Annotated in this window: 19 protein-coding genes; 4 read left to right on the top strand and 15 right to left on the bottom strand. The window is 42.8% G+C overall.

Features of this window, described 5'->3' with window-relative positions:
* Window positions 1–368 precede the first annotated feature (368 nt).
* Complete coding sequence (gene typA, locus KQI32_RS07020) at window positions 369–2,189, bottom strand: translational GTPase TypA (protein ID WP_374197061.1); 1,821 nt, start codon at window positions 2,187–2,189, stop codon at window positions 369–371.
* A gap of 431 nt (window positions 2,190–2,620) precedes the next feature.
* Between typA and KQI32_RS07015 the strand changes: the two genes are divergently transcribed.
* The 3 genes from KQI32_RS07015 to KQI32_RS07005 all read left to right on the top strand — a co-directional run bounded on the left by KQI32_RS07015 (window position 2,621) and on the right by KQI32_RS07005 (window position 4,040).
* Window positions 2,621–3,037 (top strand): Hsp20/alpha crystallin family protein, encoded by a 417-nt coding sequence (locus KQI32_RS07015; RefSeq protein WP_216424462.1) that lies wholly within the window; start codon window positions 2,621–2,623, stop codon window positions 3,035–3,037.
* 126 nt (window positions 3,038–3,163) lie between these two features.
* On the top strand, window positions 3,164–3,832 hold the full coding sequence (locus KQI32_RS07010) for a manganese catalase family protein (RefSeq protein ID WP_216424461.1): 669 nt from the start codon (window positions 3,164–3,166) through the stop codon (window positions 3,830–3,832).
* Between the two features lie 10 nt (window positions 3,833–3,842).
* Window positions 3,843–4,040 (top strand): hypothetical protein, encoded by a 198-nt coding sequence (locus KQI32_RS07005; protein ID WP_177691526.1) that lies wholly within the window; start codon window positions 3,843–3,845, stop codon window positions 4,038–4,040.
* A 146-nt stretch (window positions 4,041–4,186) separates the two neighbouring features.
* On the opposite strand, the gene KQI32_RS07000 is transcribed toward KQI32_RS07005, so the two are convergent.
* The 14 genes from KQI32_RS07000 to KQI32_RS06935 form a co-directional block, all read right to left on the bottom strand.
* On the bottom strand, window positions 4,187–5,428 hold the full coding sequence (locus KQI32_RS07000) for a S1C family serine protease (protein ID WP_216424460.1): 1,242 nt from the start codon (window positions 5,426–5,428) through the stop codon (window positions 4,187–4,189).
* 104 nt (window positions 5,429–5,532) lie between these two features.
* The gene (locus KQI32_RS06995; protein ID WP_177691528.1) at window positions 5,533–6,969 is read right to left on the bottom strand and encodes a cell wall metabolism sensor histidine kinase WalK; all 1,437 of its coding nucleotides are present in this window, start codon (window positions 6,967–6,969) and stop codon (window positions 5,533–5,535) included.
* Complete coding sequence (locus tag KQI32_RS06990; protein WP_177691529.1) at window positions 6,962–7,663, bottom strand: response regulator transcription factor; 702 nt, start codon at window positions 7,661–7,663, stop codon at window positions 6,962–6,964. Before KQI32_RS06990 ends, KQI32_RS06995 begins: the two co-directional genes overlap by 8 nt.
* Window positions 7,664–8,064: 401 nt before the next feature.
* Window positions 8,065–9,144, bottom strand: a complete 1,080-nt coding sequence (locus tag KQI32_RS06985; RefSeq protein ID WP_216424459.1) for a hypothetical protein — start codon at window positions 9,142–9,144, stop codon at window positions 8,065–8,067.
* Between the two features lie 12 nt (window positions 9,145–9,156).
* Complete coding sequence (locus KQI32_RS06980) at window positions 9,157–10,896, bottom strand: NADH-dependent [FeFe] hydrogenase, group A6 (protein WP_216424458.1); 1,740 nt, start codon at window positions 10,894–10,896, stop codon at window positions 9,157–9,159.
* 17 nt (window positions 10,897–10,913) lie between these two features.
* Window positions 10,914–12,704: an NADH-quinone oxidoreductase subunit NuoF gene (gene nuoF / locus KQI32_RS06975; RefSeq protein WP_374197062.1), complete on the bottom strand. Its 1,791-nt coding sequence runs from the start codon at window positions 12,702–12,704 to the stop codon at window positions 10,914–10,916.
* Window positions 12,705–12,726: 22 nt separating this feature from the next.
* On the bottom strand, window positions 12,727–13,098 hold the full coding sequence (locus KQI32_RS06970) for a ferredoxin (protein ID WP_177691533.1): 372 nt from the start codon (window positions 13,096–13,098) through the stop codon (window positions 12,727–12,729).
* Between the two features lie 28 nt (window positions 13,099–13,126).
* Window positions 13,127–13,672, bottom strand: coding sequence for an ATP-binding protein (locus KQI32_RS06965; protein ID WP_216424457.1), 546 nt, complete (start codon window positions 13,670–13,672; stop codon window positions 13,127–13,129).
* Window positions 13,669–14,373 carry a PHP domain-containing protein gene (locus tag KQI32_RS06960; protein ID WP_216424466.1) on the bottom strand — a complete coding sequence of 235 codons (705 nt, stop codon included), beginning with the start codon at window positions 14,371–14,373 and terminating at the stop codon, window positions 13,669–13,671. Before KQI32_RS06960 ends, KQI32_RS06965 begins: the two co-directional genes overlap by 4 nt.
* Window position 14,374: 1 nt before the next feature.
* A complete protein-coding gene (locus KQI32_RS06955) occupies window positions 14,375–14,710 on the bottom strand; it encodes a DRTGG domain-containing protein (RefSeq protein WP_177691535.1) in 336 nt (111 codons plus the stop codon).
* A gap of 15 nt (window positions 14,711–14,725) precedes the next feature.
* Window positions 14,726–16,030 (bottom strand): [Fe-Fe] hydrogenase large subunit C-terminal domain-containing protein, encoded by a 1,305-nt coding sequence (locus KQI32_RS06950; RefSeq protein ID WP_177691536.1) that lies wholly within the window; start codon window positions 16,028–16,030, stop codon window positions 14,726–14,728.
* A 9-nt stretch (window positions 16,031–16,039) separates the two neighbouring features.
* Window positions 16,040–16,450 carry an ATP-binding protein gene (locus KQI32_RS06945; RefSeq protein WP_374197060.1) on the bottom strand — a complete coding sequence of 137 codons (411 nt, stop codon included), beginning with the start codon at window positions 16,448–16,450 and terminating at the stop codon, window positions 16,040–16,042.
* The gene (locus KQI32_RS06940) at window positions 16,419–16,802 is read right to left on the bottom strand and encodes a hypothetical protein (RefSeq protein ID WP_177691538.1); all 384 of its coding nucleotides are present in this window, start codon (window positions 16,800–16,802) and stop codon (window positions 16,419–16,421) included. The genes KQI32_RS06945 and KQI32_RS06940 overlap by 32 nt, the downstream gene beginning before the upstream one ends.
* An 18-nt stretch (window positions 16,803–16,820) precedes the next feature.
* The gene (locus tag KQI32_RS06935; RefSeq protein ID WP_177691539.1) at window positions 16,821–17,312 is read right to left on the bottom strand and encodes an NAD(P)H-dependent oxidoreductase subunit E; all 492 of its coding nucleotides are present in this window, start codon (window positions 17,310–17,312) and stop codon (window positions 16,821–16,823) included.
* A 391-nt stretch (window positions 17,313–17,703) separates the two neighbouring features.
* Between KQI32_RS06935 and KQI32_RS06930 the strand changes: the two genes are divergently transcribed.
* The gene (locus KQI32_RS06930; protein ID WP_216424456.1) at window positions 17,704–18,834 is read left to right on the top strand and encodes an FAD-binding oxidoreductase; all 1,131 of its coding nucleotides are present in this window, start codon (window positions 17,704–17,706) and stop codon (window positions 18,832–18,834) included.
* The last annotated feature ends 15 nt before the right edge of the window (window positions 18,835–18,849 follow it).

Raw genomic sequence — 18,849 nt, 5'->3', positions numbered from 1 at the left:
CCCCTTTAAACAAACTTTGTTTGTCGTTTCCTTTTTACTCGTTTCTACTTGAGTTGTACTTGTTTTTAAACTCTAAGTTATTGCTAGGACCGTCATGTTGTTCAATTTTCAAGGACCGGTTGGCATGTTAAGTTAGTATAAAGAAATTGTTATATTTTGTCGTCTCACTTAACAGTGCCTGATTATTATATCAAGATAGAAAACAAATGTCAATACTTTTTTCATTATTTTTTAATATTTTTTGAAACATACAATTGCGCGTAATTCCGTGCAATTTCCTATATTATAAAAAAGAAAGACATTTTCTTTCAACGATGTTTATAATACTATATCCTAAAGAAAATGTCAATACTTTTTATATATATTTTTTATTTATTTCTAGCTTTTGCTCTCAAATCTTTATTGAGTATTTTTTTGCGAAGCCGAATATTTTTAGGAGTAATCTCCACCAATTCATCGTCTTCAATAAATTCGAGACATTGCTCTAAACTCAGCTGTGCAGGAGGTGTCAGCCGAAGCGCATCATCCGAGCCAGATGCTCGTGTGTTTGTAATATGCTTTTTCTTACAAACATTGATCGTTAAATCCTCATTCTTTGCGTTTTCCCCAACAATCATGCCTTCATAAACGGGAACACCGGCACCGATGAACAAGCGTCCGCGCCCCTGAGCGTTATACAGTCCATAAGTAACAGAGTCGCCTGTTTCCCACGCTACCATCGCACCTCTTTGCCGACCCTGGATTTCTCCTTTATACTCTTCAAATCCGTCCAGCATGGAGTTCATGATTCCGTTTCCTTTGGTATCGGTTAAAAATTCACTTCTATATCCAATTAATCCACGGGATGGTATACGGAATTCTATTCTGGTATAGCTCCCATTGTTGATAGGTTGCATATTCACCATTTCTGCTTTCCGGTTTCCAAGCTTTTCAATGACATTTCCAACATATTCTTCCGGCACATCAATGACCAAAAGTTCAACCGGTTCCATTCTCTTTCCATCGACTTCTTTCATGATAACCTGAGGCTTGGAAACTTGAAATTCATAGCCTTCTCTTCTCATTGTTTCAATTAGTATAGAAAGATGCAACTCTCCCCGCCCTGACACCTTAAAGCAATCAGCACTATCTGTCTCCTCCACCTTCAGGCTAACATTGGTTTCAATTTCTTTGAACAAACGATCTCTCAAATGCCTTGAGGTCACATAGGTCCCTTCTTTGCCAGCAAACGGGCTGTTATTAACAAGAAAATTCATAGAAAGTGTTGGTTCATCTACCTCTATTACAGGGAGGGGTTCAATACGATCTGTTGCACAAAGAGTTTCCCCAATATTGATATCCCCCAAACCAGAGATACAGACGATATCTCCTACGCTCACTTTCTGAGTCTCAGTGCGCTTCAATCCTTCATATATATAAATTTTCCCCACTTTGCTGTTGACGGTTGTACCATCTTTTTTACAGACAGCAACCGTCTGACCGTATTCCAGTGTGCCCCGATTAATTTTCCCGACAGCGATCCTTCCCACATACTCATCATAGTCGATATTGGAGATAAGCATCTGCAGACCATCTTCCGGATCACCTTCAGGTGCAGGAACTTCACTGATAATTGTCTTAAACAGCTTTTCCAAATTCTCTGCAGTGTCATCAATCTCCAGCATAGCATAACCCTCTTTTGAGGAAGCATATACTACCGGAAATTCCAACTGTTCTTCCGTTGCATCCAGATCAATAAACAGATCAATTGTCTCATCCACTACCTCCAGCGGTCTTGCCTCCGGACGATCGATTTTATTTACTACAACAATAGGTTTTAAATCTAATTCCAATGCCTTTTTCAAGACAAAACGTGTCTGTGGCATTGCCCCTTCAAAGGCATCGACCAACAGAAGTACTCCTTCTACCATGCCGAGCACCCGTTCTACCTCGCCGCCAAAATCCGCATGTCCTGGCGTATCAACAATATTAATCCGGACCCCGTCATGCATGACAGCTGTATTTTTAGAAAGGATTGTAATACCTCTTTCTCTCTCCAGATCATTAGAATCCATGACTCTTTCTTCAACCTGTTCATTTGAGCGAAACACTTTGCTCTGCCGCAGCATTGCATCGACAAGCGTTGTCTTACCATGATCAACATGGGCAATAATCGCAATATTGCGAATATTTTCAATCTTTTTCTTCACAAAGATTTCTCCTTTTATCCATAATATCATTATTTTATTGCTTTTTATTTTCTATGTCAATTTGAAAAATAGACACAAATATATTTTTTCTGCCTTTACAACTGGGTAAATACAACAAAATAACATATTAAATTTTGTTTTACTCTTCATTATATCAGATTATTTAGCAAATATCCAGTATTTTTGAAATTTTAGCACTCTCAATAACAGAGTGCTAAAATTAACATTTTGTTCATAGGAAACCGCATCTTTTTTAACAAAATAAGGGTACACTGTAAGTGTAAATAAAAAAGAGAAAAGAAGGCGTCTGCAATGTTTCAAAAAGAATGAAAGTTCTGTCTTACGACAGATAACAAAACACAAAATCTTTCCGGCAGACATTTCACCGGAACACGAATAAAATAAGAAAGCTTATGACTGGAGGTTTTTATATGTTCGACTTAATACCCTTTGACAGAAGAGAAAGAAATATGATGAGAATGTTTGATGACATGGAAAAAAACTTTTTTGATGGTTTCACAACATCCTGCAAAACCGACATTGCAGACAAAGGAGATCATTATCTTTTGGAAGCTGAGATGCCAGGCTTTGACAAAGAAAATATTCATATCGACATTGATGGAAATTATTTGACCATTCATGCACAGCAGGATGTGCGAAAAGAAAAAAAGGATCGCAAATTCATACGCCAGGAACGTAGTTACAATTCCATATCCAGAAGTTTCAATATTTCGGATGTCGATACAGAACAGATTAAAGCAAAATATAAAAATGGTGTATTGGAACTGACCATGCCAAAACTTCACACATCAGAAACAGAAAAAATCAAAAAAATTAATATTGAATAAAATATTTCCAGCCTGCGAATCGCAGGCCTTTTTTCTGCCCGGAAATACATAGAAACATATTTCTTTTGCTGTGAACAATAATATGAATGAAATCTCTTAAAATTATTTCATCAAAAGGAGAAAAAAATGTTTAAACACGAAAAACAATTATTAGAAAATGTAAAAGTTGAGAAGGCAAATCCCCAGTATGCCGCTCTATTGCAGGAACAGCTCGGCGGAGGGAATGGAGAACTAAAAGCGGCCATGCAGTACATCTCCCAAAGCTTTCGCATAAAAGATCCTGCAATCAAAGATCTTTTCATGGATATCGGAGCGGAAGAACTCTCCCATATGGAAATGGTTGCAACGACTATAAATCTTTTGAACGGACATGATGTAGATGCCAGCCAGATTCAGGCCGGAGAAATACAAAGCCATGTCATTATGGGGCTAAATCCGGGGCTGATTAATGCGTCGGGTTATTCCTGGACATCGGACTATGTTACCGTAACCGGAGATCTTTGCGCAGATTTGCTGTCTAACATTGCATCTGAACAAAGGGCAAAAGTCGTCTATGAATACCTTTACCGGCAGATAGAAGACAGCTATGTACGTCAAACGATTGATTTTCTTTTGAACCGTGAGGAAGCGCATAACGCCCTCTTCCGTGAAGCGTTCAACAAAGTGCAGGATACTGGTTCAAACCATGACTTTGGCGTGACCGAGGATTCAAAGCTATACTTCAACTTATCAACACCATCGCCTTCCAATCATTTCGATGCTCCCAGAACAACTCCCCCTAGTTTTACACATTAAGGAGGTAACTATGCACTCAAATTTAAAATCAGAAATCATACAGGAAATTGATCACAGAATTGAAATTCTCAGAGAACATCAAGATGAGGAAATCATCATCACAGGGAATCAATATGAGGAATTGAACCAGGCATTGTCTAAAGTCATCGGTACTCCTCTAATCGGCGAATTGGAAAGTTTAAAAAGTTATATTGAAAAACTGTCATAAATTCTATCGATTCGCTTGCCTTTCTATCCCTCTTCACCAGGAATACAATCCCCCCTCTTATGAAACAAAAATGCACAGCTGCCTATCCCAGACAGCTGTGCATTTTTCTTTATCTAAAACTACAATATATAATATTTCAGAACTGCTTATTCTTTTGTTTCTTCGGAAAGCTGTAATTCCAGCTTTATAATCTCTCCCGAACGATCGAGCTCAATGGAAACCGTGTCGCCGGCTTTCAATTTATTTTTCTTTGCATTCAATTCTTCCATGCTCTTTATCCGCTCGTTATTGAAATGGGTGATAATATCGCCTCTGCGAATACCAGCTTTTTGTGCTGCCCCACCTTCTGTGACAGCTTCCACAAAAATCCCCTCTGGATAACCATAGTATTTCGCTGCCTCGCTGGTAATATTTCTTCCTGTCAGTCCTATCACGGGTCTGCCTTTTACATATCCATAGTTCGCCAGATCATTGATAATGGGCTTTGCTTCATCCATCGGAATGGCAAAGCTTAATCCTTCGACGCCTGTAGCCGCCATCTTCAACGTATTGATACCAATGATTTCTCCCTGCAGGTTTACCAAGGGCCCGCCTGAGTTTCCTTCATTGATAGCCGCGTCCGTCTGAATCAGATTCATTGTTTTATTACCCGTTGTAACGGTACGGTTCAGTGCACTGACATACCCCACCGTCACACTGCCTGCAAATTCTTGCCCCAGCGGATTTCCAATGGCCACAACTCTGTCGCCCACCCGAAGGTCTCCGGAACTTCCAAGGGAAGAAGAATAATATTTTCCGCTTTCCATTTTGATAACAGCCAGATCGGAGGTGGCATCCGCTCCTACAACAGTTGCTTTTTTGGATTCACCGTTGCTTAGCATAACAGTGATATCTTTCGCGCCTTCAATCACATGGTTGTTGGTTGCGATCAAGCCATCTTCGCTAATGATAAAACCAGATCCGCTTGCTGTTGCATAATTAGTGCCAAAGATAGAACTCTGGGGAACTTTAGATACTATGCCGACAACTGCTGGTCCAACCTTAGCCGCGACATCCGCAACCGACATGCTATCCGTGTTTCCCTTCGTCGTAGGAGTGAAATTTTCATTTCCGTTTAAATTGTCATATTGTCCTGACTTGGCAATCTGCTTATCCACATAATAAGGAATGGCAAAGGAAAATCCAATCGCAGTTACCCCAGAACCGATAACCGCAGAAAGCACAATGATCGCAATTGCACGCATATGTTTTTTAAAGAAACCTTTTTTCTTTTTCTTAGGCATTGGATACTGCTCGGTATAAGAAAAATATTTTTCTTCTTTCTGCTTTTCGCGATTCATTTCAAAATCATCTTTATTCCATTGATTGAAATTTTGATTGTCATCCATGTGAGTTACCTCTTTCTGTTTTTATATTTGATAATGATACTTTATCATATAAATATGAATATTCTATAAACACAAATTAAATAAAATATTTTTCAGAATCAGCTTTAAGCGCCGCTCTTTGACGAAACCGCTTTTTGCAAGGTAAATGTAAATTCGGCATACTCGTTTTCCACGCTGTCCACCGAAATGATTTCCCCATGTTTCTTTATGATGCTTTTCACCAGATACAGGCCCAGACCGACACCCGACTTGTTTACGCTTCTGGATTTGTCCTGTTTAAAGAAACGTTCAAAAATCGATTTTCGGTTTTCCTCACTGATGCCAACTCCCGTATTTCGAACCGAGACAGAAACCTTATTGCCCGTAACCTTTGTACTGATATCAATCTGACCTTTTTCATAGCTAAATTTAATGGCGTTGTCAAGCAAATTGGTCACTACCCTCTTGATGCTGTCCTTTTCTGCCGTAACCATTTCGTTTTCGTGTTCAAAGAAGGCATTTACTTCCAATTTCTTTTCATTAAATCTGCTTTCAAAGCCGATCACGGAAAGCCGTATCAATTCATTGATATCAAAATGAGAGAGTTCAAGCGGCTTCTGGTCAGAAGAAATTCTTGAAATATCCAACAGATCATTGACAAGCTTTGAGAGCCTCTTGGATTCATCCAGAACGATTTTTAGATAAAACTTCTGTTTTTCAGGAGGAATTGTTTCATCCAAAACCCCCTCCACAAAGCCTGTGATGGTCGTCATTGGCGTTCTCAGTTCATGAGATACATCCGAAATGAAATTTCTGCGCATATCCTCGAGCTTTTCCAGCGAATCCGCCATCTCATTAAATGTATCCGCCAGCTGCCCGATTTCATCCTCAGAAATTAGCCTCACCCGCTCAGTAAAATCACCGGAAGCCAATTTTTTAGCCGCCTTGCTGATTTCCTTAATGGGATCCGTAATCCGTTTTGACAATAGAAGAATAATCATAAAAGACGCGAAAAACGCCAGCATAACCGAAATTAAATAAATCCGCAGCACATCTTTTCTAAGCTTCGAAAGTTCCGGAATATCGGCTATCAGATAAACACCGGCTATCACGGTATCCTCTATTTTAATCGGAGTACCTACAACAAGAACATCCACCTCAAAAACACCGTCAAAATCATTTATGCTCTTTGATATTTTATTTTCGTTCACAGTTTTTAAAATATCCTTTGGAACGGAAAATCGTTTGTTATACAGTCTCGTATCTGACGATGAGGACTTGATGCTGCCGCTGGTATCCGCCAAAAGGATGGTAACATCCAGATTCTTACTCATAATATCCAGAGTAGCGTCATAAAAATCCTCTAATTGTTCGGAATTGCTTTTGAGGATAGAAGCAGTCATATCACTTAGTTTTTTCCCAGCCAATACAAGATTATACTGTTTCTCCTCCACTGCATAATTTCCAAGGAAAGAATACAGCATAAGCCCTAGAAGGGAAAAAGAAATCAAAGTTACAACAAGATAATTGACAAAAAACTTTGAAAAAATACTCTTATTCATTCTCCCGAACCTCGAACTTATAGCCTACACCCCAGACAGTCTTTAAGCTCCAGATCGTTCCTTTATCCTCTATTTTTTCGCGGATCCGCTTAATATGGACATCGACGGTTCGGGAGTCGCCGAAATAGTCATACCCCCATACGCTGGAGAGAAGCTGATCACGCGTGAATACTTTATTGGGATTAGACGCCAGAAAAAACAAAAGCTCCAATTCTTTCGGGGGAATTTCATATACCTGTCCGTCTATGATCAACTGATAGTTTGACAGATTGATGGTAATATTATCATAGGTTACTTCATCTGTCTTCTCCGGTTCCTTTTCCGATTCAAAGCGCCGCAGAACAGCTTTTATTCTTGCAATCAGTTCCTTTACATCGAAGGGTTTTACCATATAATCATCCGCTCCGAGTTCCAAGCCCAGCACCTTATCAAACACTTCCCCTTTTGCAGTCAGAAAGATAATCGGAACCTGGGAATCCTTTCGGATTTCTTTGCATACCTGGTATCCATCATAATAAGGCATCATGATATCTAGAATGACCAGGTTTGGTTTTTCACGGGAAAAAGCGTGCAGCGCCTGTTTTCCATCATTGACCAGAACAACCTGAAATCCCTCTTTTTCCAAATAAAGCCTTGCCAGTTCACAGATATTCGTGTCATCGTCGGCAAACAAAATTTTTATCTTACTGTTCATTGTCAAACACCCCTTTTATCATACGGTTTCCAAAATCCGAAACAGCTCCATCCGCTTTGCCCCCCTGCTAAGCAGCCAGCGGAGGACGATCTGCTTTTATTATACTTGATTATAAAAGTATTATATCAGAGAAATATGACGAATGTCAAAATTATTTATGAATAAAGCTTGAACAAATTGTAATATTTTTCCTAGTATATGCAAAAAAAATCGACAAAGAATTATAACGGAATTCTTGTCGATTATCTATAATAAAATAAAAGGAGGGAAGGAAAAAAATCGTGTGGTTCGTTTATTATAATACCAAATCTCTCAGAAAAAATCTATTCTCTGATTACACGAAGAATGCATTTTTTCCTCTCTTTTTTTGTGCGATATATACAAATCAACACATCATTTTTCTACACTGAAAGAAAAAACTCCATTTCATTACATATGATGGATTTATAATCCACCTCTTTTTCCTTCTCCGAAAATCTGTTTTTATCCATCAGAGGGAACCGGATCATATATCGCATTCCGATTCCCTTGTTCTTTGAAAGATGAATGCTTCCATTGTTTTTCTCGATCAATGAATTGAGCATTTGCAGGCTGAGCACTTCCCTGTCAGACGGTATAGAAAGCGGAAAGGTATCCGCATAAGCAAGCTTCTCAAGAATGCTGGACGGCTCTTTTGCATTGTCTTCTATAATCACTTTTCCAAAATTTTGTTCTGCATAGGCTTTGACATTAATGCGGCCCTTTTCCTCATGGTCCGTTAAATAGCGGACAGAACCGGCAATCAAACCGGTTACCGCCTTGATAACCTGCTGTTTATCCGCAAGAATCAGACAAGCTGGATCCCGGCTTGAAAAACGAAGGTTTACAGGCAGTTTTTCCAGGATAAGATACTCCTCTATCCGCCGGCAAGATTTCCCAACAGCCTCCTTTAAATCAAAGCAGGACACCAAGGGTTCCTGATTCAGGCTGAGCGTCTCATATTCCTCCAGCATTTTCTTTGTTTTACGGTAGACATCCCCTGCATTTTTTGATATTTCCTGCAGTTCTTCCCGCATTTTCAGCTGAATATGCTCTTCACGCAAAAGATGATCGGCTGATTCTATAATATTCTGAATGGAATCGGTGATACTTTGTGCCATTACCGCCGCTTTTCCAATCATAAGCGGATCATACATCGCTTTCGGTGTCGTAAGACGTATCTCCCCTTCTTGCTCATTTTCAGCAGTCTGATGAATCAAAAGAAATTCCATTCCATCCTGCACAAAACGTTTGCACTCGCAGGTTAAACTGCCGCCGCTGCACAGAGAAAGTGTTTCTGTGCCTTCCGACAAACTGTTCTGAAAGAAGAATGCAATTGGTTTCCCCTCAATCGTATGAAAATAACAATGAAAAAAGTGTAAGGCAGACTCATTTGCAAAAATGAGCCTGCCATTTTGAAAAATTAAGGTAATCTCCTTCACATGATTGTAAAATTCAAACATGGAATAAACCTCTTAGATTTTTTCTCTCTTATGATAATGAGTGTGCAGCAATTCATGGGATTTGTGACTGCACGGTTTTTCAAAATATTCATCGTAAAGCATTGTGATAACAGGGTTTTCGTGGGATTTGCGCATCGACGCATTTGCATCTTCCTGATACAAAGCCTTTGCACGCAGTGCGCGCACATCGTGATCCATATGGAATTTTGCGCTGCGGATCGGCTGACCGCCGCCGTTGACACATCCGCCGGGACATGCCATGATCTCGATAAAGTCATAGTGTGCTTTGCCGCTCTTCACGCTCTCCAGTACTTTTCTTGCATTCTTCAGGCCGTGGGCAACAGCTACCTTCACCTCTTTGCCGGCAATGGTCAACGCCGCTTCCTTCACGCCTTCTACCCCTCTGACAGCCTCGAAATCCAGTTTTTCCAGCGGTTTGTTTTCCAGCACTTCACTGACCGTGCGCAGTGCCGCTTCCATAACGCCGCCGGTTGCGCCGAAGATAACGCCGGCGCCTGTCGCTTCGCCAAAGGGCTGGTCAAACGCTTCCTCCTCCAGATTCTTAAAATCAATGCCGCAGGATTTGATCATTCTCGCCAGTTCCCTGGTGGTGATGGATACATCAATATCTTTTCCGCCGGTGGTATTCATCTCTTCTCTGGCGGCCTCGAACTTCTTGGAGGTGCACGGCATCACTGCAACAACATACACATCCTCCGGTTTGAGCCCCATCTTCTTCGCATAGAAATTTTTCAGAACCGCCCCAAACATCTCCATAGGAGATTTTGCGGTGGAAAGATTGTCTAAAAACTCGGGATAATTATGTTCACAGAATTTTACCCATCCGGGGCTGCAGGAAGTAATCAGAGGAAGATTCTCCCCTTTAGTGAACCGCTCAATAAACTCGGTTCCTTCCTCCATGATTGTCAGGTCAGCACCTGTATCCGTGTCGAATACGCGATCCGCGCCCAGAATTCGGATTGCACTTACCATTTTACCAGTTACCGGTGTGCCGATTTCTATGCCGAACTCTTCTCCCAATGCCGCTCTGACTGCCGGGGCAGTCTGAAATACAACATGTTTTTCAGGATCTTTGATGGCATTCCAAACTTTTTTGGTGTCGTCCCGCTCGGTAAGCGCACCGGTAGGACAGGAAACGATACACTGTCCGCAAAAGATGCAGTCAACATCGCTGATCGGTTTGTCAAAGGCTGCTCCGATATTGGTGTTAAACCCTCTCTCCTTGGCTGTAATGACATCTACCGTCTGGTTGCGGCAGGCTGCAATACAACGACGGCATAGAATACATTTATTGTTGTCTCTGACCAGTGAAGTGGAGGTATTGTCAATCGGAAGAACCGGATTTTCCCCTTCAAAGCGCAGTTCCGTGATTCCCAGTTCCTCAGAAAGCTTCTGCAGTTCGCAATTCTGATTCCGGATACAGGTCAGACATTTCTTTTCATGGTTGGATAAAATCAATTCCAGATTTCCGCGGCGGGCTTCCATCACTTTCGGGCTGTTCGTGATAACCTCCATTCCCTCAGATACTGGATAAACACAGGAGGCCTGCAAGTTTCTTACTCCCTTGACCTCCACCAGGCACATCCGACAGGCGCCGATTTCATTTAAATCCTTCAGATAACAAAGGGTTGGAATATCGATATTCGCTTTTCTGGCAGCTTCCAGAACCGTATAGTCAGAAGGCACTTGGACTTCTTTATTGTTAATTTTGATATTTACGAATTCAGACATGGTCATTCTCCTCCTCACTATTTCTTTTCTATCGCCTTAAAGGGACATTTTTCTGCACAGACACCGCACTTGATACATTTTGTCTTATCGATGTGGTAAGGCGTCTGCTTATCACCGGAAATTGCAGAAACAGGACATTGCTTTGCACAGATACTGCAGCGCCTGCACTTATCTGGATCAATCTCAAAAGCAGTCAGCGCTTTGCAAACGCCGGCAGGACATTTTTTGTCTACCACATGAGCAATATATTCATCCCGGAAATAGTGAAGTGTACTCAAAACTGGATTCGGAGCTGTCTGTCCCAGACCGCACAGCGCCGAATTTTTGATGGTAGTCGCCAATTCCTGCAGTTTGTCCAGATCTTCCATTGTCCCCTGTCCATGGGTGATTTTTTCCAGAATTTCAAGCATCCGTTTCGTACCAATACGGCATGGCGCACATTTTCCGCAGGATTCGTCCACGGTAAATTCCAAAAAGAACTTTGCGATATCCACCATACAGGTATCCTCATCCATAACAATCAAACCGCCGGATCCCATCATGGATCCGATTTGTATCAAAGAATCATAATCGATGGGAGTATCAATCAGTGAAGCGGGAATACAGCCGCCGGAGGGTCCTCCGGTCTGTGCCGCTTTGAATTTTTTGCCGTTTGGAATGCCTCCTCCGATCTCCTCCACAATCTCACGCAGGGTAGTCCCCATAGGGATTTCCACCAAACCGGTATTATTGATCTTTCCGCCCAATGCAAATACTTTGGTCCCCTTACTCTTCTCCGTTCCGATTTTTCCGAACCATTCCGCACCGTTGCGGATGATCAGGGGAATGTTTGCATAGGTTTCCACATTATTCAGCAAAGTCGGCTTTCCGAAAAGTCCCTTTACAGCCGGGAACGGAGGACGGGGACGCGGCTCGCCGCGCATTCCTTCAATAGAGTTCATCAAAGCAGTTTCCTCACCGCACACAAACGCACCGGCTCCCAAACGGATCTCTAAGTCAAAAGAAAAATCACTGTCAAAAATATGATCGCCGAGCAGACCATATTCCTTCGCCTGATCGATTGCTATCTGAAGACGTTTTACCGCTATAGGGTATTCCGCGCGGATGTATACGAAACCTTTGTCAGCCCCCACAGCATAAGCCGCGATTGCCATTGCTTCAATCACAGCATGGGGATCGCCCTCCAAAATAGACCTGTCCATGAATGCACCGGGATCGCCTTCGTCCGCATTACAGCAGACATACTTCTGATCGCCCTGGGCCTGAGCTGTAAACTGCCATTTCAGGCCTGTAGGGAAACCCGCGCCGCCTCTTCCGCGGAGCCCGCTGTCCTTCACGACCGCAATGACTTCCTCCGGCTTCATCTCAGTCACCGCTTTGCCAAGAGCCTGATACCCGTCCAGCGCTATGTATTCTTCAATATTTTCCGGATTGATCACACCGCAGTTCCGAAGTGCAAGCCGCATCTGTTTTTTATAGAAATCCACTTCATTCAAAGACTTAATCTCGTCATCCTGATGTATGGTTTCCTCATACAGCAAACGCTGTACAATTCTTCCCTTCAGAAGATGCTCTTCCACAATCTCCGCTACGTCTTCCGGTTTCACCATGCTATAGAAAGCCCCCTCCGGATAGACAATGACAATCGGTCCCAGCGCACAAAGACCGAAACAGCCTGTCTGTACTACCTTCACCTCATTTTCGAGACCTTTCTTCTGAATCTCCTTTGTAAATTCCTCCTGGATTTTCGCAGAACCCGAAGAAGTACAGCCAGTTCCGCCGCATACCAATACATGTGCTCTGTACATGTTCATCTGTTTATACCCCCACTTAATCTTTTACTGCGCCGATGGTATATTCCACAACCGGCTGTTTGTTGACAATATGTTCCGCAACCACTCTGGCAACCTTGTCTTCTGTCATTTTTACATAGGTTACCTTTTCCTCGCCCGGCATATAGATCTCAACAATCGGTTCCAGACGGCACATACCAATACATCCGGTTTGGGTCACCATCACATCTTTTAATTCCCTTTTGCCGATCTCGCTTAAAAAGGCGTTCAAAACCGGCCTTGCCCCGGCCGCGATTCCACAGGTCGCCATTCCGACAACAACGCGGATGCCATCCTCACGCTCCTTGCGCAAGTTCACCTGTCCCAGAACTTTGTTCCGGATTTCCTGCAATTCTGCTAAACTCTTCATACTTTCCTCCTAAAATATATCATAGAAATCATTTTACCTGAATTTCCGCAAGTCCTTCCCGGACTGCCTCCTCAATCCATCCGATAATCTCCGGCGTATCAAGAGGAACCCCCTGAAGGACCCGCCTTAAATCCTCTGTTTGAAACACAAAAGATTGACCGTTTTTGATATGTGTATATAAAAAGTCGATTTCCGGACTGCCGGAAATAACCGTTACCATCGTCTGAGCCATGTCTCCTAAAGGAGCGCGGTCAATATGGGAGTTCTGAAAAACGGCCGTTACAGCAGTCCCTTTTCCAGGCTCTGATACAATATCCAGTCTGCCGCCGCACTGAACCGCAGCAGCTTCCAGAAGCGGAATTCCAAGTCCGGTCTTTCTCGTTGTCCGGGTTGTTGTAAAAGGATCCTTTACCTTCCTCAAAAAATCCGCGCTCATTCCGCAGCCATTGTCCTTGACGGAAAATCGGAAAATATCTTCTTTTTCTTCTTCCTCTATCTCAATTTCAATGATGCTTGCCCCGGCGTTCACGGAATTCTGAATAATATCCAAAATGTGAAGTGACAGCTCTTTCATCTCTTCCTCCGGAAATCAAAGATATCTTCCACACTGCTCGAAAGGGAGGCCTCCCGCTCCGAAATATCCATCAGATAATGCGCGTCCGAATTTCTAAGAACGCGATACCCCCGAAGTTCGGGCCTGCTGTTGAAATACGCATCCAAATCCGTCACCCGTTTGGATATCTCAATCCATGCAATCGGCAAGTCATCGGGTATAAATCCCAAGTTGGTCAGGACACTGTAAGAATGCCGATCCACATGCGCTGGGATAAAAAGTCCGCCGCTTTCCTTTACCAAATCAAAAAGCATGTTAACAGAAAGTGAGGTGGACGAAATCAAAAGCTTCTCTTCCCTCCCGATGACCTCATCATTTTCATCCATCAAAAGCTGCTCCCCGAAGATATCAGAACGGTTTTTTATTTCAGGCAGATGTTTATACACCTCATTGCCCGCATATTCAGCGCTTTCCAGGCTGGGATAAAGCGTCAAGACATGTATCTCTTCCGCTGTTTCTACTTCCATTGCCGGAATCACGGTGACTCCTGCCTTTTCTCCCGCTTTCACTACCGCTCCTACATTTCCGACTGTATTGTGATCGGAAACAGCTATGGCGTCAAGGCCGATCAAAGCCGCCATATTGACAATATTATTGGGCGTCATATCAATGTCTCCGCAAGGGGAAAGCGCGGAATGAATATGAAAATCGTAGTATACCATACTACTTTTCAACAGCCTGAAACACTTCCGCCGCAAGTATGTAGCTTGGTTTGGAAGAGCGAAGGATAACCACATCCTGTTCATCGGCCTTTTCAATGATTTCCCTCTCCAGGTTCATATTTTCCGAAAGCAGGATACACGCTGCATCTGTCAGCGAAGCAACTGCAACAATATTGACATTGCTCATTATGGTGATCCAGACATTTCCGGGTTTTGCTTTGCCCATCACCCAGCTTAATAAGTCGCCGCAATATCCGCCGGTGATTTCTCTGTCTTCGAAATCAGATTTTGTCAAAAGTTTCAAATCCAAACGTTTTATCAATTCTGATAATTTCAAAACAGCGCTTCCTTTCTATCTATCATTCTCATTCCCGTAACTGCCGTAGGGATGGGCTTCCAGGTCAAACAGTTCCTTAGCCAGTTCCCTGACCCGTTCCCTCATTTTGAAAATGCAGTCATTTTCATTGCCGAATCCACGGACAATATCCTCCGCCAATGCTCTGCAGGATGGTGCTCCGCAGGAACCGCAGTCCAAATCCGGCATGCTTTGATAGATGCGTTCCATCTCTTCCATCTTGCGGATTGCCTCATTGAAGTCATCATCCAGCTTCATAACCTGGGCAGCTTCCACTCTTCTCTTCCAGGATATTTCCGGAATATTTATTTTCGCCACTGGAGTGGATTCCGGTTTGTCCACCGCCATATTTTTGATTCTTGTTGAGGATACAAATGAATTCTCCACATTCAGCGCACCACCGACACACCCTCCGGTACAAGCAGACAATTCAATGAATTCAATATCCTCCAGTTTGTCATCCTCTATCTCTTCCAGAATTTTCATCACATGGTTAATGCCGTCAACCGCTATGTATTTCAAAGACTTTGTGCCTTCGCTCTCCCCTCCGCTCCGCGCCCAGGAGATCCCTTCAAAGCCGGAACATGAAAGCGTTTCCGGTTTCTGCATGTTTTTGATGACCGGAAGCAGCTTCACATAAATGTCATTGACGGAAAGTGCTCCGCTGACATAGGATTTTTCAATTGCAAGCGGCGCTTTGATGCTGGTGACTTTTGCCGGACAGGGTGTGATAAAAAACACACCGATTTTGTCAGCCTCCAAGCCTGTGCGCAATCGTGCCTCTTCCCGCGCCTGCTTTGCAGCCACTTCCATAGGGGAAAGCAATTGAATTACATTGCCGAGAAGATCAGGAAAACGGACGCGTATCAGCCGCACCACAGCGGGGCAAGCCGATGAAATCACCGGAAGCTGCAGATTTCCCTGTTCCATCAGTTCCCTTGTCGCGGCACTGACATATTCAGCGCCTCTTGCCACCTCAAAAACATGATCGAATCCAATCTTTAACAGTCCGGTTAACACTTTATTAATATTGGCATTATGCTTAAATTGCCCATACAGCGAAGGCGCCGGCAAAGCAATGTTATACTCATACTCCTCCAGCATCTCCAGCGGATCCGTCACCGCTAATTTTGCATGATACGGACAAACCCGGATGCATTCCCCGCAGTCAATACAACGCTCTTTGATAATTTTTGCTTTTCCGCCTCTCACACGAATTGCTTCGGTTGGGCAGCGCTTGATACAGTTCGTACACCCATGACATTTTTCCCTGTCAAGCGTAACAGAATGAAAATACGACATAGCCTCACCTCACAAATTCACAGTCAGAACCAATGTAGTACCCTTTCCTATCTCTGTATCTATCTGTAAATCATCCGCATATTTCTGAATGTTAGGAAGACCCATTCCAGCTCCGAATCCCAATTCCCGGATTTTTTCAGAAGCAGTGGAATACCCCGCCTGCATGGCAAGATTTACATCCTGAATTCCCGGTCCATGGTCACAGAAGGTTATCCGGATCCGGTCTCCGTTCACTTCCGCTTTGCATTCACCGCCGCCGCCATGTATGACCGTATTGATTTCAGCCTCATACATCGCAATCGCTACTCTGCGGATCGTCTGAGACGGAAGTCCCAGCTTTTTCAGCACTGTTTTAAAATTGCTGGAAGCCTCGCCTGCTGATGAGAAATCATTGCCGGGAATCTGATACTGAAGAACCACCGGAACGACCTCCCAACCCCTTTTCATACAGCATGCCGCACGCCGCATATAAAGGATATTCGGTAGCCAGCAAAACGATGTTCTTTTCTCTTGCCAGCCCAATCACATCCGCAGGCGGAACCTTTCCGCGCACGAAACAAACCGCCGCAATGTCCATCATCTCAGCCGTCCGGATTACCTGGGAGTTGATAAGGCCGGTTAATAGCAACGTCTGATCCTTGACGAAGGCCAGAACATCACTCATCAGGTCACATCCGCAGGCCGTATGAATTTCAGTTTCACAAAGTTCCTTTTCGCTTTCGCCGGTCAAAACCTGAGCTGTCAAAGTGGACTTAATATCGGATAACAGCATATTGTTTGCCCCTCTATTTTATTTATATTTACTTAAAATTTCATCAACCTGATCCTCTGTCAATTTGCCATAAACATCTTCATTTATGGTGATAACGGGAGCTAAACCGCAAGCGCCTATACAGCGCGTGGCATCAATCGAAAATCTGCCATCCTCACTGCAGGTGCCGACCTCCATATTTAAATTCCGCTTAATTTTCTCCAGAATCTCGCCGGAGCCTTTTACATAGCACGCTGTCCCCAAACACACGCCTATTTTATATTCTCCCTTCGGATACAGGGAAAACTGGGTGTAGAAAGTAACAACTCCATAGATTTCCGCCATAGAAATGTTTAATTCCTCGGAAATAATTTTCTGTACCTCCAGCGGAAGATATCCATATATTTCCTGCGCCTCATGCAGAATCGGAATCAAAGCCCCATTGGTATCACGATATTTGTCGATCACCGTTTTTAACTCCGCTTCCTGCTCCTTTGTCCCCTTAAAGGGGGCAACCTTCACCTCATTCATGTATGATTCCCTCCATGCTTATAATGATTGTTAAATTTTTGCCAAATAAACATATATATTATATCAAATTTTGTGAAAAAGATCTAGAGCTTTTCATAAAATATTGTACAATTTTCTTTTATTTTTCAGTAAATTTTAAGGGCTTATCTCCCATTTTCACTATTTTCCGGGAAACAATTTAGGAAACTGGCACAAAGAGTTTGGATTATTTTTCAAAGTTGTTCCATATATTTTGTTTCCTGAGTTGTATTTTGCACCTTCCTTTGATAAAATAAAAATAGATTTATCAATAGCAAACTGTTTTAAAGCAATCAAATTGACACATCTTTACGGCATTTGGACTGTTATTAAAAAGAAATCAGGGTATGATATGAATAAAGGAGTGCTTCAAATGAATTCTCAAACAACAAAGACATTTCCCTATTTAAATGAAGATATAAAAACAGATGTTCTGATTGTCGGGGGCGGACTGACCGGTGCATGCCTTGCCTACTTTTTCACCGAGGCGGGAATCGACACGGTTTTAATCGAAGCCGAAAAACTGGGCTATCAAGGAACCTCATCGGATACCGGAATCCTACAGTTGGTTCCCGAAAACACTGTGAACCGCAGAAAAACGCTGTCAGAATTCCCAAATTTTCCATACTCTTTTTATCGTGATATGCTGCAGAATTTCAAAGAACTTCCAGATGTTCTGGTGAATCGCTGCGGTTATAACGAGAAGGATTATCTGCTCTATTCCGATACCATAACCGGAACAAATGAGCTAACCCTGGAATACATTTGCCGGAAAGAAAAAAACATCCCCTGCAGTCTGCTTAATTCATTCCCGGGTTTACCGATGAAAACGGGAATTTTTCAGGAAAATGCGGCAGGAACCATTCATCCGTTTTCATTCATGCATTATTTGATTGACTGTGCAGTGGAAAACGGTTTGAAAGTATTTGAAAATACCAAAGCGGTTCAGTTTCAGAATACCGCAGAGCGCTATCTTTGCAAAACCAATTATCACAACATCATAACAAGCAAAATTATCATTTGCGCTGCTGGATCGGAAACAGACCTTTTCACAGAACGGAAATTTGGCCAGAAGTCCTGCCGATGCCAGCTTCTTTCCGAACCATTGGAAAACCTTGACTCGCAATGGAAAAATACCATTTTTCAAAACATACGGACAAATACCCGCTTTTATGTTACAGAAGAACAGCAAATTTTATTGGAAACCATCGGAAATAGCCGTAATATTCTGTCGAAGTCGAACCAGTTAGAACACTTTTTGTATGAACTGACAGGCAAACGGCAAAAAATTATCCGTCGAACCGTTTCAAAAACAATTGAAACGAGAGATTTTCTTCCAATTGTAGGTGCAGAGCCAGTTAATCCTTCTCTGCTGTATGCTCTGCCCTATGGAACAAGCAGCGTATTATCCTCTATCTATGCTGGAAAAGCGCTTTGCTCCCTCTATCTTGGGAATTATCCGAAGGATTTTTCTTTTATAAGTCCGGGCAGAAGCAGTCTGTAAAAAACAGAGAAAAGA

The organism is Acetivibrio sp. MSJd-27 (genome assembly GCF_018918095.1).
Lineage (GTDB): Bacteria > Bacillota > Clostridia > UMGS1840 > HGM11507 > HGM11507.
Note: the sequence above shows the minus strand (reverse complement) of the source record. Positions and strands in the feature narration are given on the sequence as shown.